This window comes from Ruegeria sp. BB10, assembly GCF_056535725.1.
The window spans coordinates 2,948,795-2,969,621 of record NZ_JBQFIW010000001.1 but is presented as its reverse complement, the minus strand read 5'-3'; the positions used below and the strand labels follow the sequence as shown (position 1 = coordinate 2,969,621).

Sequence of the window (20,827 nt, the reverse complement as noted above, 5' to 3'; positions counted from 1 at the left end):
GAAAATAGGGCAGCCGTGCCGGGTTTGGTTTCGTCCGAAAACTGATGCGCCGCTGCATCAACCAGGCTTATCTGAGGATCGGAATCTGTGCCCCATCACCCGGTTGTAAGGCCCGTGGTTTGGGGCCACCGGTGGCCCAGTCCAACAATTCAACCGTGTGCAAAACCGGAATATCTGTACCCGAGCCGATTTGCATCATGCAACCAATATTGCCAGCCGCGATCATGTCCGGTCTCTTCGCCTCAAGCGTTTTCACTTTGCGCTGCTTCAACTGGCCCGAGATTTCCGGCTGCATCAGGTTATACGTACCAGCGCTGCCACAGCACAAATGGCTGTCAGCAGGCTCTAATACGGTGAATCCAGCCTTTTTCAACAAAGTCTTGGGATGAGTTTTGATCTGTTGCCCATGCTGCAGAGAACATGCCGCGTGATAGGCAACAGTCAAGTTCTGGTTCGTACCTTCGGGAAGGTCCAGAAGCATCAGCAATTCGCTGACATCCATCGCGATATCCGCCACCCGCGCGGCGCCTTCCGCCAGCGGATCGTTTCGGAACATGTGCCCGTAATCCTTGACCGTCGTGCCGCAACCCGAGGTGTTGATAACAATGGCGTCCAACCCACCGCCATCCATCTCGGCCGTCCAGGCCTTTATATTGGCTTGGGCCGCTTTGTGACTGTCGCCGGTCTTGCCCATGTGATGGGTCAGCGCGCCACAGCACCCGGCTCCTTTGGCAACCACAACCTCACACCCCAACCGGGTCAGCAGGCGAATGGTTGCGTCGTTGATATCGGTGTTCAGCGCCTTTTGCGCACAGCCCGTCATCAAAGCCACGCGTTTCTTGCGCGGTCCCTTGGACACAAAGCTTTGCGGGTCGTCATTTCGGCTGACCGGAGGGATATGCTTGGGCGCCATATCTAACATCGCCCGCAGCCGCGCATCCGGCATGAGGAAACGAAGCGGGCGACCCAGTTTCGCCCCTAGTAGCGCCCAGCGGAATCGTGTCGGGTAGGGCAGAATTTGCGCCAGTATCCAGCGCAGCGCACGATCACTGAAGGGGCGATTGTAATTCTGTTCGATATAGTCCCGCGCGTGATCAACCAGATGCATGTAATGCACGCCGGACGGACAAGTTGTCATACAGGCCAGGCAGGACAGACAACGATCGATGTGTCGTACCGTTTTTTCATCCGGCACACGCTCATTCTCAAGCATGTCCTTGATCAGATAGATACGTCCGCGCGGGCTGTCGAGTTCGTCGCCCAGTACCTGATAGGTGGGGCAGGTGGCAGTACAGAACCCGCAATGAACACAGCTGCGCAGAATTTCATTCGCGCGCTGGGTCGCCGGGTCCTTTAGCTGTTCTTCGGTAAATGTCGTCTGCATCAATTTATCCCATCAGGCCCGGATTGAAGAGGCCGCGTGGATCAAAACGCTGTCTTAATCCCTTTGTTAGAGCCTTAACTTCGACAGGTTCAGGCTGAAATTGACCCAAAGTTTCTATTGTATCTGCTCCAGCCCGTACCAGTGTTGCGTGGCCGTCAAATGCACCCAAACGTGCGCGCAGATCGGTTCCTTGTGAGACCCGCGCCCAGATCAAACCCCCGCCCCAATCGAACAAAAGCTGGTCCGCCGCCAGACTCCTCGAAACTTCGGGCGCGTCGCTTGGCTTGACCGAAATCCGCCAGACGTCGCCGTCTAGACCCTGAAACGGCTTAACATCACGCAGACCTTGCCACAGGTCCGCAGAATCCGGGATTTCTGTGACCTCACCAAATCTGGTCAATACTGATCTCAGCTGGCCAAAGCGATAGGACACCGAATCGGAAAACCCCTCGATCCGCAAATAGGTGCGCCCATCTTGAGGGTCATACGCGGCCCCGTTGACCTCAAATGGAGATTTCAGCGCTGCGGACATGGCTTGCACTGCGTCTTCAGCATCCGCGACCTGTACAGCCAAGGTCGCGGTGGATTCGGGCTTTGGCAGCACTTTCAGCGACACTTCGGTTAATATCCCCAACGTGCCCCAGGACCCTGCCATCAGTTTGACCACATCGTATCCGGTGACGTTTTTCATCACCCGGCCACCGTTCTTGATCACCTGCCCATTGCCATCGACATACCGCACACCCAGCAGGAAATCCCGGCAGGCACCGGCTTGAATACGCCGTGGGCCCGAGATATTGGCCGCCACGACACCGCCGATGGTGGGCTCTCCGCCCGTGCCCAGCAGACCACGATGATCCATAGGCTCAAACGGCAATTGCTGGCCTTCTGCTTCCAGAGCGGCCTCAATTTCGGCCAAGGGTGTACCGGCCTGCGCCACAAGGGTCAGAGCGCCGGGTTCATACAGGTTTATGCCGCTTAAGCCCACGGTGTGAATGGTTGCGTTTGGCCCGCCAATACCACGGGTGCCACCACCGGCAATACGCACCGGATGGCTCAGTCCGGCCACCATCTCGGCCAGTTCGGTTTCCGTCTTGGGTTTCATCGCATATCTTTTGTGTTAGAGCCTATTATTCCGCAGCCAGACGCACATCGCGCCGGGATGCTGACGCGTCCAGAGGGAACACTTTGGCGGGGTTCAGCAACCATTTCGGATCAAACACATCCTTGATCGACATCTGTGCTTCCAGGTCTTGCGGCGCGTATTGATGTGTCATCAAATCCCTCTTTTCCACGCCTACCCCGTGTTCACCCGTCAGGCAGCCGCCTACATCGACGCATAGCCGCAGAATGTCGGCGCCAAACGCCTCGCATTTCTCAAGATCACCGGGTTTGTTGGCGTCGAACAGGATCAGAGGGTGCATGTTACCATCACCCGCATGAAACACATTACCGACGGGCAGGCCGTAGTCTTGGCTCATCTCGCCGATCCGGCGCAACACTTCGGGCAGGGACGAGACCGGGATCGTACCGTCCAGACACATATAGTCGTTCATCTGCCCCATGGCCCCAAAGGCCGATTTCCGGCCCAACCAAATCTTGGCGCTTTCCTCGGGCGATTGGCTTTCGCGAATTTCCACCGGGTTATGGCGTTTGGCAATCTCGACGATCTTCGACAGCTGATAGTCGATCTCAGCCTCGGACCCTTCGACCTCGATGATCAGCAGCGCCGTGCAATCGGGATAGCCTGCTTTGGCAAAATTCTCACAAGCCCTGATGCACAGCGTGTCCATAAACTCGATCGCGACGGGCAGAATGCCCGATTTGATAATATCCGAGACACAGTGCCCGGCGACTTCGTTGTCGTCGAAACCAATCAGAACCGGCCGAGCGCCCTCGGGTTTGCGCAGTATGCGAAGCGTTGCTTCGGTCACGACACCCAATTGCCCTTCCGAGCCGCAAATCACCCCCAGCAGGTCCAATCCACCTGCATCCAGATGCGCGCCGCCGATCTCAACCACACTGCCGTCCATCAATACCATGGTCACGCCCAACAAGTTGTTGGTCGTCACACCGTATTTCAGGCAATGCGCCCCGCCGGAATTCATCGCGACATTGCCCGCGATGGCGCAGGCCAGTTGTGACGAAGGATCGGGGGCGTAAAAGAAATCCTCTTCCTCAACGGCCCCGGTCACGCTCAGATTGGTGCGGCCGCTCTGAACGCGGATAAAGCGATTGTCATAATCGGTCTCCAACACCTCGTTCATGCGGGCGATGCCCAGAATGACGCAATCCGCCGTCGGCAATGCCCCGCCCGCCAGAGACGTGCCCGAACCGCGCGGCACAACCGGCACGCCTTCGGCATGGCAGATGCGCAGCACGTCCGAGACCTGTTGCGTGGTCGCCGGCAGCACCGCCAGCATCGGAGGACATTTATACGCCGTCAGCGCATCGCATTCATACGCGAGGGTTTCAGCAGCATCATGGATCACAGCATCTTGGGGCAAAACCTCCAGCAATTGCTGCAAAACGGCGTCCCTGCGGCGCAGAATATCTGGGTTTGGCGTTGGCATGTCCATGGCGAGCCCTCCGGTTTGGTAAATTAATATTACCAATTTCAACCACTGGCAAGTTCTCTTGGCCGCGCGTAGTGTCGCGATCATGACCTGGATTGAACGTGCCTTGGTGTTTTCACCGCTCGACTATGCGGCCATTGTGATGCTGTTTTGTGCGTGGCAATGGATCGGCTGGCGGATCGACAACCCTTCACCGCGCAAAAACTCCGTCACGATGATGATGGATGATTTTCGCCGCAACTGGATGCACGAGATGGTAACGCGCCAACCGCGCATGTTTGATGCGCAGATGGTTGGCACCATGCGGCAGGGCAGCACGTTTTTCGCCTCGACCACGATGATTGCCATTGGCGGCGGGCTGGCCTTGCTGGGCAATACCGAACGTCTGGCCGGGGTGGCGCAGGATCTGGCCATAGGCAGCGCCCCGGCCTTGGTCTGGGAGATCAAGATTCTGATTGTACTGGCATTTCTGTCCAACGCGTTTCTGAAATATGTCTGGGCGCACCGCCTGTTCGGCTATTGCGGGGTGCTGATGGCCGCCGTGCCCAATGACCCCGAAGATCCGCAGGCCTATCCCCGCGCTGCGCAAGCCGCCGAGATTTGCGTCACCGCCGCACGCAGCTTCAACCGTGCCCTTCGGGCGACCTATTTTGCGCTGGCCTCGGTGACATGGATATTGGGGCCGGTTGCCCTGATCATCGGCACCACCGTCACCTTTGGCGTGTTGTACCGGCGGGAATTTGCCTCGCATTCACGATCGATCCTGATGGACCTGCCACCCAACACAGGTTCGTGATGACGCGGGTGCGTCGCACACCCTATGGTCAGCGCATGCGATACCTGATTCTCAGTGCCTTTCTGGCCAGCCCTGCCCTTGCCGATCCGTCGGTGATCGAGAATGTCTCGGCCCGTCAGAGCGGTGATACCTGGCGATTCGACGTGACGATCCGCCATCCCGATACCGGCTGGGATCATTACGCCGATGGCTGGCGCGTGCTGGATATGGACGGCAACGAGCTGGGCATGCGCGTGTTGCACCATCCACATGAGAATGAGCAGCCCTTTACCCGGTCGCTAAGCGGTGTGGCCATTCCCGAAGGTGCAACACAGGTTCAGATTCAGGCACGCTGCAATGTTGATGGTTGGAACGAAGACACTACGGTCGTTGATCTGAACTGAGGCTCAGAACACGCCCAGAGTCAGACCCGCAGCCAAAGCAGCACCAATCTCGCGGCATTGGTCCAATTGGTCGTCTGGAACAGTCTTTTCCGCCAAAATCGCCTCGGGCGTTTGCGCATGGGTGCAGATGATCAGTGGCGGTTGCACCTCTTTCAACCGCCAGCCGGTTGCGATCCGGGCGATTTGGCGCGCGGCGTTCTCGCCATCGGACCCGGCGCACACCATCTGGGCATAGGGACGGCCTTCGATCTTGCCCAGTACGGGATAATAGCTGCGGTCGAAAAACTCTTTCATCAAACCCGAAATCGCGGCCAGATTCTCGGGCGCGCAGAACAGGTAGCCATCGGCGCGCAGGAGATCGTCCGGTCCGGCCTGATCGGCGGGTTTCAGGATGGTTTCGGCCTCATCATGCGCGGCCTCAGCCGCGGCTTCGGCCATTTGCCGGGCGCCGCCGGTGCGCGAATGGTAGACGATCAAAAGCTGCGCCATGTCAGACCCGGTGGTAAGGGCCGCCCGACAGGATGGTTGCGGCCCGGTAAAGTTGCTCGGCCAGCATCACACGGACCAGCATATGGGGCCAGACCATCGACCCGAAGGAAATGGAAAAATCGGCCTGGTCCCGCAGATTAGGGTCTATTCCGTCTGCCCCGCCAATGATCAGCGCCAAATCCTGACGCCCGGCATCGCGCCATCCGCCCAGTTTCTTGGCAAAATCCGGCGAGGACATCACCCGCCCGCGTTCGTCCAGGGTGCAGATCACAGCCCCCTTGGGCAGTGCCTTGCGCAGCAGCGCACCTTCGGCCCCCATGCCTGCGTTTTTCTTGTCCTCAACCTCGATCACACGTGCAGGACCGAGGCCCAGTGCGCGGCCGGTCCGGTCAAATCGGGTCAGGTAATCGTCAAGCAGGGTCTTCTCCGGTCCGGCACGCAATCGCCCGACCGCACAAATGCTTATACGCATATTTCTCTCGCCGCCGGCCTGTTAATGCAGGCCGGGATGGCGCCTCAGTTCGCCGAGGCGCTGCCGCCCTGAGGCAGCCACATCTTTTCCAGCTGATAGAATTCACGCACTTCGGGGCGGAAGATATGGACGATCACATCGCCCGTATCGATCAACACCCAGTCGCCGGCATCCTTGCCTTCGACCTTCGAGGTGAAACCGAATTCCTGCTTGATGCGATCCGTCAACTTTTCCGCCATGGCCGAGACCTGACGGGTCGACCGACCCGAGGCAATCACCATGTGATCCGCAACCGAGGACTTGCCTTGCAGGTTGATCTGCACGACATCTTCGGCCTTGTCATCGGAAAGTGAGGAAAGGATACGTTCAAGCAGCTTGTCGCTGATTGACTGAGAGTGAGCCATTACATTGGCCCGGTCATCGGCGGGCAAACCCGCCTGGGTATGTAGAGACAGAACATAGTCCTCCTTTGCTGCGCGCCGTAAAACCCCGGCGCCGGGGTACTAATAAGGTAACAAGGGGAATGCAACATTTCAATGAAACGCCGCTATGCGGGGCGCACAGGGGATCACTCTTTGGCGACCTGTTGCGTGGCTGCGTCGGACAACAACCGAACCTCGCGCTGGGGGAAGGGGATGGAAATACCTTTGGATTTAAACGCATCCCACAGGGCCAGATAGACATTGCCGCGGATATTGGTCAGGCCCTTGGTCGGGTCACTGATCCAGAACCGCAGGACGTAATCCACGCTGCTGTCACCAAACCCGGTGATGTGGCAGACCGGCTCGTGCTTACCGCCACTTAACACGCGCGTCACGGATTTGACCGCACCGATGGCCGTTGCACGGACATTATGCGGGTCGTCGTCGTAGCTGGTGCCGAACTCCAGGTCCAATCGCACGAATTTGTCGGAATGCGACCAGTTCACCACCTGATTGGTGATCAGATCCTCGTTCGGAATCAGGTATTCCCGCCCGTCCCGCGTCACGACCGAGACATAACGAGCGCCCAGCGCATTGATCCAGCCGAACGTGTCGCCCAACGAGATCACGTCGCCCGGCTTGATCGACCGGTCCATCAGGATGATGATCCCGGATATCAGGTTGGACACCACCTTTTGCAGCCCGAACCCGATCCCCACACCAATCGCACCGGACAGCAGCGCAATACCGGTCAGGTCAAACCCAAGCGTGCGGATGGCTGCCAGAAAGACAGCGCCATACAGCAGCACCTGAATGCCCTTGGCCAACAACACCTGCATGGATGGGGTGATGTCGTCATTGTTCATCAGCCCCCGCTCGGCCGCGCGGGTGCCAATACGGGCCAGCGTCAGCAAAATACCGATCAGCAGAACCGCCTTGATGATCCCCAGCGCCGAGATGTGCAGATCGCCAATGGAAATCGCTACCCCGTCCAGAAAATCGGCCACGTCATCGGTCAGATTCAGCGCAATCAGCGTTGCATAGACCCACATGGCCCATTTGAATATCCGCCGCAGGGTCCGGTTGCGCACCAGCCGCGCCACCAGGGCAATGGCCAGCCACGCCAAGGCCAAAGTCGCAAAAACGCCGATAATGTAACTGCGCGACGGCCAGGTGACTTGCTGCATCAACAGATACAACGCCCAGGACATCACCACGAAATAAACCAGCGTCAGGCGCTGCATTAACTGCACCAATGTACGCAGCCGCCATTTCGGCCAGCCCGAGCGGGACCGGGCCCAGGTCTCCCACCGGCCTTGCGTTGCCAATTTCAAAAGGAGGGCCAACCCCCAAAGAACAACAATGATGACCAACTGGTGCTGTCGCCAACCGGGGGTGACAATTAGTTCGACAAGGTTTTCGAATTGCACGGAAAAGCCCGCGACCATGTTTTCATAAAGGTCCGACAGCGAGCTGGGGATCAGGTCCTGATTCATGGTTCCAGCTTGGACAGCGTTGCTCAATGATGCAAGTCTGACACCGGATTGAACCTTGATTGACAGCAAAGCCCGATATATCTGGTGCGCATGAGACTCAATCTGGCCCCTGCACCGACGTTGCAAGACCGCACGCGCCTGCGTGAACGGTTCTTTGGGGCCGCCCGCACGGTTCTGGCCCGCCTATAAGGCGCGTCCAGCCACTCGCCAGCTATTTCTCATTTAAATACGGGAGAGGACCAATGTCCCCCAAAACACTCTATGACAAAATCTGGGATGCCCATGTCGCGCACGAAGCCGATGATGGCACCTGCCTGCTGTATATCGACCGCCACCTGGTTCACGAAGTGACCAGCCCGCAGGCGTTCGAAGGCCTGCGCATGGCGGGCCGCAAGGTGCGCGCCCCGGAAAAAACCATCGCCGTGCCGGATCATAACGTTCCGACTACACCGGACCGCGTGAACGGGATCGAAAACCCGGAATCGCGCATTCAGGTCGAAGCGTTGGACAAGAACGCCAAGGATTTCGGCATTCACTATTACCCAGTGCATGATGTCCGTCAGGGCATCGTGCATATCGTCGGCCCGGAACAGGGCTGGACCCTGCCCGGCATGACCGTTGTCTGTGGCGACAGCCACACCGCCACCCATGGCGCGTTTGGCGCGCTGGCCCACGGTATCGGCACGTCTGAGGTCGAGCATGTTCTGGCCACACAGACTCTGATCCAGAAGAAATCCAAGAACATGAAGGTCGAGATCACCGGCAAATTGCAGCCAGGCGTAACCGCCAAGGACATCACTCTGGCCGTGATTGGTGAGACCGGCACCGCCGGTGGCACCGGCTATGTCATCGAGTATTGTGGCGAAGCGATCCGTGATCTGTCGATGGAAGGTCGCATGACCGTCTGCAACATGGCCATCGAGGGTGGCGCCCGGGCGGGCCTGATAGCGCCGGACGAAACGACGTTTGAATATGTCAAAGGTCGCCCGCACGCACCTAAAGGTGCGCAGTGGGAAGCTGCGATGAACTGGTGGAAGACGCTCTACACTGATGAAGGCGCGCATTTCGACAAAACCGTAACCCTGCGCGGAGAGGACATTGCACCGGTTGTTACATGGGGCACCAGCCCCGAAGACGTGTTGCCGATCACCGCGACCGTGCCGAACCCCGAGGATTTCGAAGGCGGCAAGGTCGAGGCGGCCCGCCGCTCGATCGAATATATGGGCCTGGAAGCCGGCCAAAAGCTGAGCGATGTGGAAATTGACACCGTCTTTATCGGGTCCTGCACCAATGGCCGGATCGAAGACCTGCGCGCTGCCGCCGAAATTCTGAAGGGCAAAAAGATCAAAGATGGTCTGCGTGCCATGATCGTTCCCGGCTCGGGCCTGGTGCGCGCGCAGGCCGAAGAAGAGGGTCTGGCGGATATCTTCAAAGCAGCAGGCTTTGAATGGCGTCTGGCTGGGTGTTCGATGTGCCTGGCGATGAATCCGGATCAGCTGGCACCGGGGGAACGCTGTGCCGCGACCTCGAACCGCAACTTCGAAGGTCGTCAGGGCCGGGGCGGACGCACCCACCTGCTGAGCCCGGCAATGGCTGCCGCTGCGGCAATTACGGGACGGCTGACAGACGTCCGTGAATTGATGTAAGGTCTCCTCATATCTAGATATTTGAGGGATTGAACACATGAGTGACTGGATCAAATGGTTCCTGCTGGGGCTGCTGTCGATAGCATTTGGCGTCTTTGCGCTGGGCAATGCGATTGCAGCTTCAGTTGCGGTGACGGTGGTGACTGGGGTGTTGCTGCTGATTGCAGGCGCGTTGCAGGTTGTCGGCGGGTTCACCGTCGAAGGCACCGGCAACAAGATCCTGTCTCTCATCATGGGTGTGGTGATGCTGTTTCTGGGCTGGTCTTTCCTGGATCACCCGCTGCAGGGGACCTTGACCTTGGCGACGGTGATGCTGGTTCTGTTTATGGCAGGCGGCATCGCGCGGGTCATTTTGTCGTTCCAAATGAAAGGAACGCAGTTTTTCTGGCCCACGATGATCTCGGGCATCTTGTCGATCGTCCTCGCCGCTATCATCTGGACTTATGTGGGCAAGGAACCCCAGGCTCTGCTGAGCATTCTGGGGATCTTCCTGGGCATTGAGATGCTGTTCAACGGGTTCGGATTGGTCTTCATGGCGCTCTTCATCAAGAACGCACCCAAAGACGAAACAATAGAAGCGAAACAGGCTTAAACGCGGGGAACGGGCGCAGCCTTCTCCCGCAGGAGTGTGAACATGGAAAAGTTTGACAAAGTCCACGGGGTGGCTGCCCCAATGCCACTGATCAATATCGACACCGATATGATCATTCCGAAAGTTCATCTGAAAACCATTAAACGGTCCGGCCTTGGCGTCGTGCTGTTTGATGAGATGCGCTATCACGATGACGGGCAGGAGAACGAAGAATTCGTCCTGAACCAACCCGCCTATCGTGAAACCGAGATTCTGGTGGCAGGCGACAATTTTGGCTGCGGTTCGTCCCGCGAGCACGCGCCCTGGGCAATCAAGGATTTCGGCATCAAGGTGGTGATCTCGACCAGCTTTGCCGACATCTTCTATAACAACTGCTTCAAGAACGGCATTCTGCCGATCGTGGTCGAAGAAGAACATCACGCGCTGCTGATGGAAGATGCCCATAAGGGTCAGAACGCCCGCATGACCGTGCATCTGGAAGATCAGCAGATCACAACATCGGATGGCGTCGTGATCGAGTTTGACGTCGACCCACACCGCAAACACTGCCTGCTGAACGGTTTGGACGATATTGGCCTGACGATGGAAAAAGACCATCACATCGACAAATTCGAGGATCACGCAGGCCAGGCCCGCCCCTGGGTGTGATTCTGTGGATGAATCTGTGAATACTCAACCTAATGGGGTCGCCTCGGCGGCCCCATTCGCATTCTTGGGGTCAAAGGTCTAACTACCACAAGATATAGGTATCAATTTGAGATACACGTCGGATTTGCGTCGAAAATGATGCAATCCCGCACCAGTTGCGCCATCATTTTGCCCGAAACTACGTGTTTTCTGCACCCTGGCTTGAGCGAAATGTCGCTTATCGTCAAAGTTGGCGTGACAGAGGCATCCGTCATAAAAAATGCGGCGGGCACAAGTTGGAACGTAAGTCGGCACAGAATCGGCTACTCCGGTTTGGAAAGGGTTCGGATAGTGATTGCGCGCACAACTGGGGCGGCAATTCGGGGAATAATGGTTGCACTGATGGTGCTAACCCCCGCGTTGTACTTGCCCGTATCGTCAACGAATGGCACCGAGATTGTCGTCTTTCTCGCCATTCTCGCATTCTTTCTGACGTTTGCTGAATATAACTCGGCCTTTCCCAGCTTTATCGAATTCCGCGACGCACCACCTGTGAACCGCCTGCGTTTTGTCGGGTTGATGTCGATGATCACTTTCCTGACGCTGATCTGCAAAAACGCCTATGCGCCCAGCGATCTGACCGGGCTTTTCTATGCGTTGGGGCTGGGCATCGCCAATGTTGTCGATTTCCCCTATTCGCCGGTTCGGCTGGTTGTGCTGGTGCTGCCCGCCGATGCCAACGCGCCGCTGATCGAATTGGTGCGTATCTCGGCCAGTGTTGCTTATGTTGCCGCGCTAGTGACCATTGCCAGCTTTGCCTATGCGGTGAAGATGCGCGGCTGGCCTACCGGCAACGGTGCGTTCAACGTCTGGACCAACCTGCCTCTGTTTGACCCGACCAAGGGCGGGGACGTCGTCACCCGCCTGCAACGGGACGGGCGCCTGAATATCTCGATCGGGGTGCTACTGCCATTCCTGATTCCAGCGCTGATCAAATTGCTGACTGACTATGCCAACCCGATCTCGCTGAGCAATCCTCAGACCATGATCTGGACCATGAGCGCCTGGGCCTTCCTGCCCGCCTCGATGATCATGCGCGGCATGGCGACATTGCGCATCGCCAATCTGATCGTTGAAAAGCGCCGCGCCTATTCCACGGCTGAGTCCACACAGGCCGCATGATCCGCATTCTTCTTCTGTTGCTGTTGCCGGTTATGGCACAGGCAGAAACGCTGCGCATTGCCACCTTCAACACCGAGCTGAACCGCGACGGGCCGGGTCTGTTGCTGCGCGATATCCGGCGCGGCGATCCACAGGTACAGGCGGTGGTCGACGTTCTGGTCGCCGCCCGACCAGATATCGTCAGCTTGCAAGGCATCGACTGGGATATGGACGGGCAGGCTTTGACTGCTTTGGCCGATCTGTTGCGGACCGCTGGACTGGACTATCCCCATCACTTCGCCGCCCAGCCCAATGCGGGGCTTGAGACCGCTTTGGACCTGAACGGAGACGGGCGCACCCATGGTCCGGCAGACGCGCAGGGCTGGGGTCTTTTCACCGGTCAGGGTGGGCTTGCGGTGCTGTCACGGCACCCTATCCGCACCGACACTGTGCAGCAGTTTACGGATCTGCTGTGGCGCGACCTACCGGGCGCGCAATTGCCAGTGACGGAAGACGGCCCCTTCCCATCGGAACAGGCCCAGCGCATTCAGCGCCTGTCCGCTGTGGCCCATTGGATAGTACCTGTGGACACACCCATTGGTTCGCTGGATCTGATGACATTTCACGCGGCCCCACCAGTGTTTGACGGCCTCGAGGATCGCAACGGGTTACGCAACCGCGACGAAATCCGCCTTTGGTCCGCAGTTCTGGACGGAGAATTGGGGCATAGGCCCCAAGGCCCCTTCGTGATCGCCGGAGATGCCAACCTGGACCCGACACGCGGCGATGGGCGGAAAGAGGCAATACAGGCGCTGCTGGCCGATCCGCGCTTGCAGGACCCACACACAGATCAACCATTGGAGTCCCAGACTACTGTAGTCTGGAAGGCGGTGGGTGAAATGCGGGTGGATTACGTGCTGCCCTCGGCCGACCTGCAAGTTACCGCAGCGGGGGTGTTCTGGCCCAAACCGGGCACGCCTCTGCGCATCGCCGCCGAACAGGCCAGCAGACACCGGTTGGTCTGGGTCGACATTGCTGCGCCCAAGCAGCTTTCGCACTGATCCATTCATTTCACTTCTGTTATTGCCGCCAGGATCGGAACGTGTATTCATTTCTGAATGGACAAATCTCTTACTCATGCCGACTGGTCTTTGATCCAAAGCTTTCTGGCCGTGGCTCAGACCGGCTCGCTTTCGGCAGCAGCGCGACAGCTGGACCGAAGCCAACCTACGCTGGGCCGCCAAATACACGCGCTTGAGGATGAGCTGGGCGTGTCCTTGTTCGACCGGCATGCCCGCGGCCTGAAGCTCAGCGATGTTGGCGCGCAACTGCTGCCGATGGCGCAACAGATGCATTCGGCGATGACGTCATTCAGCCTGACGGCGGCGGGTCAGGCACAGCAACTGGAGGGGACGGTGCGCATCACCGCTTCGGTCTTCGCGTCGCATCACTTGCTGCCGCCGATTCTGGCACAGATCCGGGCCCAGGAACCTGCCATTCAGTTGGAACTGGTGGCAACGGATACCATCGAAAACCTGCTGTATCGCGAGGCCGACATTGCCGTGCGCATGTATCGCCCGGAACAGATGGACCTGATCTCGCGCTATCTTGGGGATGTGCATCTGTGTTTTTGCGCGGCCCGCACTTATCTGGATCGCGCCGGGCGGCCAACACGCCCCGAAGAACTGTTCGACCACGATCTGGTAGGCTTTGACGCCAATGAACAGATCATCACTAAGATGCGCGCGCGAGGGTGGCCCGCCAGCAGGGACAGCTTCGCCACTCGCTGTGACCTGCAAAGCGCCTATTGGCAACTGGTCCGTGCGGGATGCGGAATCGGCTTTACCCAGATCGAAGTGGCAAAGGCTGATCCGGATGTCGAAATAATACCGCTGGATGTTGATGTTCAGACATTGCCAGTCTGGCTGGCCGCACCGCAGGCCATGCGTCAGACCCCGCGCATTCGCAGGGTCTGGGATTTGCTGGCGGACGGGTTGAAGGCCAGCCTTTAAAGCGCGCCGGTATAGGTGCCGCGCGGCGGGTAGTTGTTGCCCAGAGTGAATTTCAGACCGCCAACAATGTCGGACATGGCAGGTCGGGCAAAGGGCGTGGTCTGTTGCCACGCATAATAAAGCATTCGATTCGGGGCGATGAAGAAATGACCTGGTTCGGCGAACAGGTCAGGTTCGGCGCTGCCTTCGCGCGCGGTTGAGATGCTCAGCCCCCAATCATCCCGCGCCGCAGCCATTGGCAGGCTGTGCCCCACACGCAGCCGCGAAACACCGGCTTTCTCGGCCGTTTCCGCGGCGCGCTCGGCCGTGTCTGTGGTGATCATGATCACTTCGATACCAAGCTCGGCAAATTCATCCAACGCCGCTTCGACCTCGGCCATCTGCTTGATACAGATCGGACAGTGCAGGCCGCGATACTGAATCACCAACGTGCCATTTTCGCCCTTGCCCGTATCCAAATCGAAACGTCCATGGCTTATGGTTTCAATTTTCAGCTCAGGAACGGGGTTTCCCGGTATCAACATGTGTTTTCCTCGTGAATTGGCCGGATCGTCTCATTGACCCGATGCGGCGCAGACGCTAGGGCCTTTGCGACGAAACGCAAGGAGATCCTTCATGTCCAACCCCTCGCTCCTCATCCTGCCCGGAGACGGAATTGGCCCCGAAGTCATGGCCGAAGTGCGCAGAGTAATCGATTGGTTCGGCGAAAAGCGCGGCCTTCACTTTGACGTGAGCGAGGATCTGGTGGGCGGTGCGGCCTATGACGCGCACGGCAAGCCACTGTCGGACGAGACCATGGCCAAGGCGCAGGAAGTTGACGCCGTTCTGCTGGGTGCTGTTGGTGGTCCGAAATACGACGATCTGGATTTCAGCCTCAAGCCCGAACGCGGGTTGCTGCGTCTGCGCAAGGAAATGGACCTGTATTCTAACCTGCGCCCTGCACAGTGCTTTGACGCGCTGGCCGATTTCTCGTCGCTGAAAAAAGACATCGTCGCCGGTCTTGATATCATGATCGTGCGCGAGCTGACCTCGGGCGTCTATTTCGGCGAACCCCGCGGAATCTTCGAAGAAGGCAATGAGCGCGTTGGCATCAACACCCAGCGCTATACCGAATCCGAAATCGAACGCGCCGCGCGCTCGGCCTTTGAACTGGCGATGCGCCGGAACAAAAAGGTCTGCTCGATGGAGAAGGCCAACGTGATGGAATCGGGCATCCTGTGGCGCGAGGTCGTGGACCGTGTGGCCAAGGAATACCCCGAGGTCGAGCTGTCGCACATGTATGCCGACAACGGCGCGATGCAGCTGGTGCGCGCACCCAAACAATTTGACGTGATCCTGACCGACAACCTGTTCGGCGATATCCTGTCGGATTGTGCCGCGATGCTGACCGGCTCGCTTGGCATGCTGCCGTCGGCGTCCTTGGGGGCACCGATGGCCAATGGCCGCCCCAAGGCGATGTACGAACCGGTCCACGGCTCGGCCCCCGATATCACGGGTCAGGGCAAAGCCAACCCGATCGCCTGTATCCTCAGCTTCGCCATGGCACTGCGCTATAGCTTTGATCAGGGCGAAGAGGCGGATCGACTGGAGGCCGCGATCGAGAAGGTTCTGGCAGACGGTGTCCGCACCGGTGACTTGCTGGCCGATGAGGGCGTTCAACCAGTCTCGACCACCGAAATGGGTGACGCGATTCTGGCGGCGCTGGACAGCAGCCTCTGATCCGCTTTCACATCAGACAAATAAAAGGCGGTGCCACGCGCCAAGCCACTATAGGTAAATGTTGACGAGCTATCGACCAGCAGTTAGGCTGCTGGTCGTTTTCGTTTAGAAATAAGAGCTTGTGACGTTCTGGAACCCAAGAAGGCTTCGCAAAAATCTGCGAACAAAATGAGAACTCGGATTCCTCGCCTGCCTGGAGGTTTCTCAGTCAATTTTTGCCGCAATCCACTTTGTGACCTTTACGGCGTATTACCTGACCCACGAGATGGGCGCGGCCGACCAGGTACTCCCGGTTCGAACTTGGCGCGGGGCAAGGTCTCCGGGTCTGGAGATTAGCGCACTTATGGTTGCCCAAGTTGCGGACGGTCTAGCATCCTCAAATCCAACAAGGCATTGGCGGAAGAATACGCAAGGCTCTCCAACCTGAATAGAAGAACAAAACGTGAGAGTTGTCCGAGTGTTGCATGTATCAACCATGGAGCGACCGTTGAGCTTATGCTCAGCAGGTATCGAAAGTTCGGTAAGACGGCCAAAGGAGATCCAAGATATCAGTGCAGAGCGTGTAAGAAGACCTTTTCGATTGGTCGCTCGACGAGGCGACAAAAGCGTAGCGATCTAAATGGAAAAGTCTTTAGATTGCTGGTTAATGGCGTGACGCTTTCAGCTATCTCACGATACCTCGATACATCACTCCCGGAAGTCTATTCGAAGATCGACTTCATCCACGAGCAATGCCAAGCCTTTGCAGCAGATCGGAGAAGCGACTGCCCGAAGTATTTGAAGGAAATAGTCCTCACTTCGCCACGGACACACAAATCCTTCAGGTGAACTGGCCCGACAAAGGTATTCGTAAACTTGTAGAAGTGCGCCACAAGTGCACCGTCCACAGTGATAGCAAGTATGTCATCGCGTCTACAACAGATGTTGATCCCGACATTCACCCGCTTGCCGTCGAAAAGGCGATGGACATTGTCGGTGACAAAGACAAGCCTCGTTCTATGCGAGAGAACGCTCGGATTTGGTTTGCCAGTGAATACATCGAGTTCATTCGCAAACGACACGAGGCGACCAACCCAAAATCAAGCAGGTGGCACCGCAACAAAAATCCAAGAAAGCTTGATGACGATATCAGGCTCCTTGAAAAGGCTGCGAGGGTTCGACAAGACGCGGCCGAGTTTGCGCATATCATGCTGCTAAGGAAGAAGATCGGTAAGAAGTATCGACTGCTGAACTTTTCAGTCGACCGCGATACCGGTGTCTCTTCAGCCTTTTGGCTGTGTTAAAAATGAAGTGCAGAAGAGCGTGGTGCGGATTGCAGACGTCACCATGTCAAAGAATGAAAGCCATCCGCGGCGCATGGGGTTTGTGGCTGAAGGTAACAGGGAATTAGAGCGTGTGGAGCATTTGATGCGTCAGGCAGGGTTCTTGCCTGGAGATGGTGATCAAGCTGTCTCCAGATCACAGGACGGCGCCAAGGAGTACCTTTGGAAGCCTCCTTTGGCAAAATGGCACCCTCCGATATCAGGGAGCTCCTAATGGATCATACCGGTCAGTCTGAAGCGGCCGGCATTCACTATCCGTTCCACTTCATCAATGAGCCGCATAAGCGGGTGATTTTCCGCACTGACCCAACACGATTAGACTTTGTCCAGATGGCCCAGTTCGCGGTTCGGGCGGGAACGCATCCGGTGGACATGTATCACGCTCGGGCACGAACTAAGGTCATGGGATTTGAGCGTGGCTTGGCAACGTCGAGCCGCAAAGTCTGTGGTACTACAAGCAGTACTACAATCCGGTCATGGTTATGAAGCTGGTGGACATCTTGAGGTTTTCCCATAACTACACCGACCTCATGGTAAAGAACACAAGAGCCCAGCTATGAAGCTCGGTATTGCAAAGGGCTTTGTGTATGATCGGGATCTCTTCAGCTTCTGAACTCGGCAAGCGCAAAGCCGCTGTTTACTTTAGCATTTGAGCGGTCGAAAATTCTCGTACCAATATCTCTCCGCTTTCTGTAGTAGTCGGCCCAGTTCTTTCTCCTCCACGTTTGACGAAGTCTTTTCTGGGTTCGTACAAGAGAAAATTTTGACAAATTCTAGAATCGAAATATTGTAATTTGAGTTGTCGGTTCTCAGCCGCTTTCCACTGACAACCTTCGGTGAATATGAGGCGGTCAAACTCATTTGCGGGAAAAACAAGCCCTATTCATGGGCTAGATCGATCAAATAAGTGGATCGTTGGTTTGGACTTTAAAACGACGCAAGAAGTTCCCGAAAACGACCATTAGGAACATCTAAAGGCAGTCGAAGCATCGTCTAGTTTTTTTAGGGTGATTAAACGGCGCTTCTAAAGTCTGACCTACCCACAAGAATAGGAAGCTATTCGGAATAGCCCAAGGCGTGTTGTGTCCTGCACGGTATATAGACCGTTAACAGAGCGCGATTTCTTAACTTTGATGCTTTTCCCGAGAAGGAGACAAACATGATCAAACCTCACCAAGTTGCCTCGTCCTTGGCTGCTTTCTTTTGTACTTTTGCGATCTCCGCGACGGCTCAGGATTTTGATCCGACATCGCTATCGACCTACGGGAGCAAACCCAACATCATTCTGATCGTTTCTGACGATACTGGTTATTGGGACCTTGGTGCCTATCATGGTGGCGCAGCGCGTGGCATGGACACCCCCAACCTTGATCAAATGGCCAAGCAGGGGATGATGTTCACGGACTTCTACGCTCAATCCTCTTGCACGCCGGGGCGTGCAGCAATGCAGACTGGGCGTTACCCGAACCGTTCAGGCATGACGACGGTCGCCTTTCAGGGTCAAGGTGGTGGACTGCCGGCGGCAGAATGGACGATTGCGTCTGTTTTGAAACAGGCTGACTACAACACTTACTTCATGGGTAAGTGGCATCTCGGTGAAGCGGATTACGCCATGCCAATTGCCCATGGCTATGACAAGATGGAGAATACATTCCTCTATCACCTGAACGCGTATACTTATGCTCTGGACGACTGGAATGTGCAGATGTCCGACGATCAGAGGGCATTTTATAAAGAGAACACCACTGGCGTATTTGAAGGTGTAGCTGGTGAACCTGCCAAGGAAGTGCTGACCATTGAAGACATGACAACCGCAGATCTAGCTGCGTTGGACAAGGTTGGTGCAGAAAAGGCAGTGGCGGAACTGGAGCGTCTTGCTGGTCTGGACAAGCCGTTCTTCATGTCGATCAACTGGGCTGCAAACCACCAGCCTAACCTGCCGTCGCCTGATTTCGTGGGTAAGTCGGCGGTAAAGAACAAGTACGGCGACAAGGTGGTCGAGCTTGATTTCCACACTGGTCAAATCCTTGACAAGGTGGAAGATCTTGGAATTGGGGAAAATACCCTGATCATTTACACTGTTGATAATGGCGCGTGGCAGGATGTTCATCCTGATGCCGGCATGACACCGTTTCGCGGAACTAAGGGAACCGACCGGGAAGGAGCGTACCGCGTACCGTTCTTCGCCAAATGGACAGGTAAAATTGCGCCGGATTCGAAGTCGAGCGACATTACCGGTGGTACTGACTTGATGGCCACCTTTGCGAGCCTTGCAGGAGTGCCGTTGCCGACCGAAGACCGGGAAGGTCAACCGACGATCTTTGACAGCATCGATATGGCTCCAGTCCTGTTTGGAGAGGCTGATCCGCAGCGCAACTCCTGGGCATATTTTACAGAAAATGAACTTTCGCCGGGCGCGGTGCGCGTTAACGAATGGAAAGCTGTCTTCAACATGCGTGGCGACAACGGTGCACGGGCCGGTTCTGAAGCCCCGGCAGCCGAATTGGGTTGGCGCGGTGCTGAAAAGTACGTTGCCACCGTTCCGCAGGTGTTCAACCTGTGGGAAGATCCCATGGAGCGGTATGACATCTTCATGACAACCGGGCGTGAGAACACTTGGACAGTTCCGACGCTGATGGGCGAACTTGAACGTGTGGTAAAAACCTACATTGAGTATCCGCCGCGTCCAGTTCAGAGCGAGTCATATTCTGGTCCGATTACTCTAACCGAGTATCACCGGTTCAAGACTGTGCGAGACCAGCTGGAAAAAGACGGGTTCTCGCTAAGCCTTCCAACCGGGAATTGATGCAAATGGTTGAGGCGTCGTTATGCGGCGCCTCGACACTTCGATGACACAGTCGAGTGGGGCAAGGAGTAGCAAGGTGCAGACCAATCTGAAGGCTTCAGGTACAAATGTAACTTCGACCCGGAATTTCCTTGCCAGGTTCTTCTTTAGCCTTTTCGTCTTTCTGGGAGTATCTACGGCAACAGGCAATCCTGTGGTTGCACAGGAGAGCGACGCGGCGTCAGCAGCAGCTCAGGCGAATAATCCGCTGGCAAATTTCAAAGCGGTCAACGTTCAGAACTATTATATTGGCGATATTTCCGGAACGGACCAAACTGGCAATCAGTTTTGGCTCAGGTATGCGCAACCTTTGAGCTTGGGGAACACAAATTGGGTTCTAAGGGCCTCTTTGCCTTTAAATTCATTCCCGGCACAAAGTGGGAAAACGACGGGCGTTGGTGACCTCAACGTTTTTGCCGCTTACCTTATAGATATTGGAAATCCGGCTGTTAGCTTTGGTGTTGGTCCTCAATTAACCGCGCCAACAGGTTCGACGGATGGGTCTGGATCTAAAAAATGGTCAGCCGGTATCGCGAACGTATTGTTCAATGCGTCGTCACCGATATTCCAATACGGTTACCTTCTGACTTGGCAAGCCAGTTTTGCCGGAGACAGTGATGCAAAGGATGTAAATATCGGAGCTTTTCAACCTTTTCTGTTCTACCAACTCGGTGGAGGGACATACCTAAGGTCAGCGCCAATAATGACCTACGATTTTGAATCGGACAGCTATAATGTGCCAATCGGCTTGGGTATCGGGCAAGTGTTCAAAAAGAAGGACATCACCTACAACTTCTTTGTCGAACCGCAGTACTCAGTTGCGAGCAAAGGGCCAGGGCAGGCAAAATGGCAGATCTTTGCTGGCTTCAATACTCAATTTTGAAG

Annotated in this window: 22 protein-coding genes; 14 read left to right on the top strand and 8 right to left on the bottom strand. The window is 56.5% G+C overall.

Annotation, left to right across the window (positions count from 1 at the left end):
- Positions 1 to 67: 67 nt before the first annotated feature.
- Genes glcF through ACR3EP_RS15235 form a run of 3 tightly spaced genes read right to left on the bottom strand, consistent with a single transcriptional unit; the run spans position 68 to position 3,963 of the window.
- Entirely contained in the window at positions 68 to 1,384 is a 1,317-nt protein-coding gene (gene glcF, locus ACR3EP_RS15245; protein ID WP_480638559.1) for a glycolate oxidase subunit GlcF, read from the bottom strand.
- Between the two features lie 4 nt (positions 1,385 to 1,388).
- Positions 1,389 to 2,489, bottom strand: a complete 1,101-nt coding sequence (locus ACR3EP_RS15240; protein WP_480638558.1) for an FAD-binding protein — start codon at positions 2,487 to 2,489, stop codon at positions 1,389 to 1,391.
- A gap of 25 nt (positions 2,490 to 2,514) precedes the next feature.
- Positions 2,515 to 3,963 carry an FAD-linked oxidase C-terminal domain-containing protein gene (locus ACR3EP_RS15235; RefSeq protein ID WP_480638557.1) on the bottom strand — a complete coding sequence of 483 codons (1,449 nt, stop codon included), beginning with the start codon at positions 3,961 to 3,963 and terminating at the stop codon, positions 2,515 to 2,517.
- A gap of 82 nt (positions 3,964 to 4,045) precedes the next feature.
- Here ACR3EP_RS15235 and ACR3EP_RS15230 point away from each other — a divergent pair, with 82 nt between their 5' ends.
- Complete coding sequence (locus tag ACR3EP_RS15230; RefSeq protein ID WP_170351864.1) at positions 4,046 to 4,756, top strand: DUF599 domain-containing protein; 711 nt, start codon at positions 4,046 to 4,048, stop codon at positions 4,754 to 4,756.
- Positions 4,757 to 4,791: 35 nt separating this feature from the next.
- Positions 4,792 to 5,139: a hypothetical protein gene (locus ACR3EP_RS15225; protein WP_170399387.1), complete on the top strand. Its 348-nt coding sequence runs from the start codon at positions 4,792 to 4,794 to the stop codon at positions 5,137 to 5,139.
- A gap of 3 nt (positions 5,140 to 5,142) precedes the next feature.
- Here ACR3EP_RS15225 and ACR3EP_RS15220 read toward each other — a convergent pair whose 3' ends face one another.
- The 4 genes from ACR3EP_RS15220 to ACR3EP_RS15205 all read right to left on the bottom strand — a co-directional run bounded on the left by ACR3EP_RS15220 (position 5,143) and on the right by ACR3EP_RS15205 (position 8,018).
- Positions 5,143 to 5,628, bottom strand: a complete 486-nt coding sequence (locus ACR3EP_RS15220; RefSeq protein ID WP_480638556.1) for a flavodoxin family protein — start codon at positions 5,626 to 5,628, stop codon at positions 5,143 to 5,145.
- A gap of 1 nt (position 5,629) precedes the next feature.
- Entirely contained in the window at positions 5,630 to 6,100 is a 471-nt protein-coding gene (rlmH, locus tag ACR3EP_RS15215) for a 23S rRNA (pseudouridine(1915)-N(3))-methyltransferase RlmH (protein WP_480638555.1), read from the bottom strand.
- A gap of 44 nt (positions 6,101 to 6,144) precedes the next feature.
- On the bottom strand, positions 6,145 to 6,504 hold the full coding sequence (rsfS, locus tag ACR3EP_RS15210) for a ribosome silencing factor (RefSeq protein WP_058276550.1): 360 nt from the start codon (positions 6,502 to 6,504) through the stop codon (positions 6,145 to 6,147).
- A 164-nt stretch (positions 6,505 to 6,668) separates the two neighbouring features.
- A complete protein-coding gene (locus ACR3EP_RS15205) occupies positions 6,669 to 8,018 on the bottom strand; it encodes a mechanosensitive ion channel family protein (RefSeq protein WP_170351860.1) in 1,350 nt (449 codons plus the stop codon).
- A 90-nt stretch (positions 8,019 to 8,108) separates the two neighbouring features.
- On the opposite strand from ACR3EP_RS15205, the gene ACR3EP_RS15200 reads away from it, so the two are divergent.
- The 7 genes from ACR3EP_RS15200 to ACR3EP_RS15170 all read left to right on the top strand — a co-directional run bounded on the left by ACR3EP_RS15200 (position 8,109) and on the right by ACR3EP_RS15170 (position 14,056).
- Positions 8,109 to 8,207, top strand: coding sequence for an isopropylmalate isomerase (locus ACR3EP_RS15200; RefSeq protein WP_170351859.1), 99 nt, complete (start codon positions 8,109 to 8,111; stop codon positions 8,205 to 8,207).
- A 53-nt stretch (positions 8,208 to 8,260) separates the two neighbouring features.
- Positions 8,261 to 9,664, top strand: a complete 1,404-nt coding sequence (leuC, locus tag ACR3EP_RS15195) for a 3-isopropylmalate dehydratase large subunit (protein WP_480638554.1) — start codon at positions 8,261 to 8,263, stop codon at positions 9,662 to 9,664.
- 37 nt (positions 9,665 to 9,701) lie between these two features.
- Positions 9,702 to 10,256 carry an HdeD family acid-resistance protein gene (locus tag ACR3EP_RS15190; protein WP_170351857.1) on the top strand — a complete coding sequence of 185 codons (555 nt, stop codon included), beginning with the start codon at positions 9,702 to 9,704 and terminating at the stop codon, positions 10,254 to 10,256.
- Positions 10,257 to 10,298: 42 nt separating this feature from the next.
- Positions 10,299 to 10,904 carry a 3-isopropylmalate dehydratase small subunit gene (gene leuD, locus ACR3EP_RS15185; RefSeq protein WP_170351856.1) on the top strand — a complete coding sequence of 202 codons (606 nt, stop codon included), beginning with the start codon at positions 10,299 to 10,301 and terminating at the stop codon, positions 10,902 to 10,904.
- A gap of 381 nt (positions 10,905 to 11,285) precedes the next feature.
- The gene (locus tag ACR3EP_RS15180; RefSeq protein ID WP_174818948.1) at positions 11,286 to 12,065 is read left to right on the top strand and encodes a hypothetical protein; all 780 of its coding nucleotides are present in this window, start codon (positions 11,286 to 11,288) and stop codon (positions 12,063 to 12,065) included.
- Positions 12,062 to 13,105 carry an endonuclease/exonuclease/phosphatase family protein gene (locus ACR3EP_RS15175; protein ID WP_480638553.1) on the top strand — a complete coding sequence of 348 codons (1,044 nt, stop codon included), beginning with the start codon at positions 12,062 to 12,064 and terminating at the stop codon, positions 13,103 to 13,105. The genes ACR3EP_RS15180 and ACR3EP_RS15175 overlap by 4 nt, the downstream gene beginning before the upstream one ends.
- A gap of 57 nt (positions 13,106 to 13,162) precedes the next feature.
- Positions 13,163 to 14,056, top strand: a complete 894-nt coding sequence (locus tag ACR3EP_RS15170; RefSeq protein WP_170351853.1) for a LysR family transcriptional regulator — start codon at positions 13,163 to 13,165, stop codon at positions 14,054 to 14,056.
- On the opposite strand, the gene ACR3EP_RS15165 is transcribed toward ACR3EP_RS15170, so the two are convergent.
- A complete protein-coding gene (locus ACR3EP_RS15165) occupies positions 14,053 to 14,580 on the bottom strand; it encodes a redoxin domain-containing protein (protein WP_480638552.1) in 528 nt (175 codons plus the stop codon). The genes ACR3EP_RS15170 and ACR3EP_RS15165 overlap by 4 nt on opposite strands.
- 91 nt (positions 14,581 to 14,671) lie before the next feature.
- Here ACR3EP_RS15165 and leuB point away from each other — a divergent pair, with 91 nt between their 5' ends.
- From leuB to ACR3EP_RS15140, 5 genes are all read left to right on the top strand, one after another.
- Positions 14,672 to 15,775: a 3-isopropylmalate dehydrogenase gene (gene leuB / locus ACR3EP_RS15160; protein ID WP_170361851.1), complete on the top strand. Its 1,104-nt coding sequence runs from the start codon at positions 14,672 to 14,674 to the stop codon at positions 15,773 to 15,775.
- Positions 15,776 to 16,270: 495 nt separating this feature from the next.
- Positions 16,271 to 16,603 (top strand): transposase, encoded by a 333-nt coding sequence (locus ACR3EP_RS15155; protein WP_480639034.1) that lies wholly within the window; start codon positions 16,271 to 16,273, stop codon positions 16,601 to 16,603.
- Complete coding sequence (locus tag ACR3EP_RS15150) at positions 16,507 to 17,058, top strand: hypothetical protein (RefSeq protein WP_480639048.1); 552 nt, start codon at positions 16,507 to 16,509, stop codon at positions 17,056 to 17,058. Before ACR3EP_RS15155 ends, ACR3EP_RS15150 begins: the two co-directional genes overlap by 97 nt.
- A gap of 1,198 nt (positions 17,059 to 18,256) precedes the next feature.
- Positions 18,257 to 19,903 carry an arylsulfatase gene (locus tag ACR3EP_RS15145; RefSeq protein ID WP_170362759.1) on the top strand — a complete coding sequence of 549 codons (1,647 nt, stop codon included), beginning with the start codon at positions 18,257 to 18,259 and terminating at the stop codon, positions 19,901 to 19,903.
- 76 nt (positions 19,904 to 19,979) lie between these two features.
- Complete coding sequence (locus ACR3EP_RS15140) at positions 19,980 to 20,825, top strand: hypothetical protein (protein WP_480638551.1); 846 nt, start codon at positions 19,980 to 19,982, stop codon at positions 20,823 to 20,825.
- Positions 20,826 to 20,827 lie beyond the last annotated feature (2 nt).

Coding starts and splice junctions, on each gene's coding strand:
- glcF (WP_480638559.1), bottom strand. CDS start 1,384: ATGCAGACGACATTTACCGAAGAACAGCTAAAGGACCCGGCGACCCAG.
- ACR3EP_RS15240 (WP_480638558.1), bottom strand. CDS start 2,489: ATGAAACCCAAGACGGAAACCGAACTGGCCGAGATGGTGGCCGGACTG.
- ACR3EP_RS15235 (WP_480638557.1), bottom strand. CDS start 3,963: ATGGACATGCCAACGCCAAACCCAGATATTCTGCGCCGCAGGGACGCC.
- ACR3EP_RS15230 (WP_170351864.1), top strand. CDS start 4,046: ATGACCTGGATTGAACGTGCCTTGGTGTTTTCACCGCTCGACTATGCG.
- ACR3EP_RS15225 (WP_170399387.1), top strand. CDS start 4,792: ATGCGATACCTGATTCTCAGTGCCTTTCTGGCCAGCCCTGCCCTTGCC.
- ACR3EP_RS15220 (WP_480638556.1), bottom strand. CDS start 5,628: ATGGCGCAGCTTTTGATCGTCTACCATTCGCGCACCGGCGGCGCCCGG.
- rlmH (WP_480638555.1), bottom strand. CDS start 6,100: ATGCGTATAAGCATTTGTGCGGTCGGGCGATTGCGTGCCGGACCGGAG.
- rsfS (WP_058276550.1), bottom strand. CDS start 6,504: ATGGCTCACTCTCAGTCAATCAGCGACAAGCTGCTTGAACGTATCCTT.
- ACR3EP_RS15205 (WP_170351860.1), bottom strand. CDS start 8,018: ATGAATCAGGACCTGATCCCCAGCTCGCTGTCGGACCTTTATGAAAAC.
- ACR3EP_RS15200 (WP_170351859.1), top strand. CDS start 8,109: ATGAGACTCAATCTGGCCCCTGCACCGACGTTGCAAGACCGCACGCGC.
- leuC (WP_480638554.1), top strand. CDS start 8,261: ATGTCCCCCAAAACACTCTATGACAAAATCTGGGATGCCCATGTCGCG.
- ACR3EP_RS15190 (WP_170351857.1), top strand. CDS start 9,702: ATGAGTGACTGGATCAAATGGTTCCTGCTGGGGCTGCTGTCGATAGCA.
- leuD (WP_170351856.1), top strand. CDS start 10,299: ATGGAAAAGTTTGACAAAGTCCACGGGGTGGCTGCCCCAATGCCACTG.
- ACR3EP_RS15180 (WP_174818948.1), top strand. CDS start 11,286: ATGGTGCTAACCCCCGCGTTGTACTTGCCCGTATCGTCAACGAATGGC.
- ACR3EP_RS15175 (WP_480638553.1), top strand. CDS start 12,062: ATGATCCGCATTCTTCTTCTGTTGCTGTTGCCGGTTATGGCACAGGCA.
- ACR3EP_RS15170 (WP_170351853.1), top strand. CDS start 13,163: ATGGACAAATCTCTTACTCATGCCGACTGGTCTTTGATCCAAAGCTTT.
- ACR3EP_RS15165 (WP_480638552.1), bottom strand. CDS start 14,580: ATGTTGATACCGGGAAACCCCGTTCCTGAGCTGAAAATTGAAACCATA.
- leuB (WP_170361851.1), top strand. CDS start 14,672: ATGTCCAACCCCTCGCTCCTCATCCTGCCCGGAGACGGAATTGGCCCC.
- ACR3EP_RS15155 (WP_480639034.1), top strand. CDS start 16,271: ATGCTCAGCAGGTATCGAAAGTTCGGTAAGACGGCCAAAGGAGATCCA.
- ACR3EP_RS15150 (WP_480639048.1), top strand. CDS start 16,507: ATGCCAAGCCTTTGCAGCAGATCGGAGAAGCGACTGCCCGAAGTATTT.
- ACR3EP_RS15145 (WP_170362759.1), top strand. CDS start 18,257: ATGATCAAACCTCACCAAGTTGCCTCGTCCTTGGCTGCTTTCTTTTGT.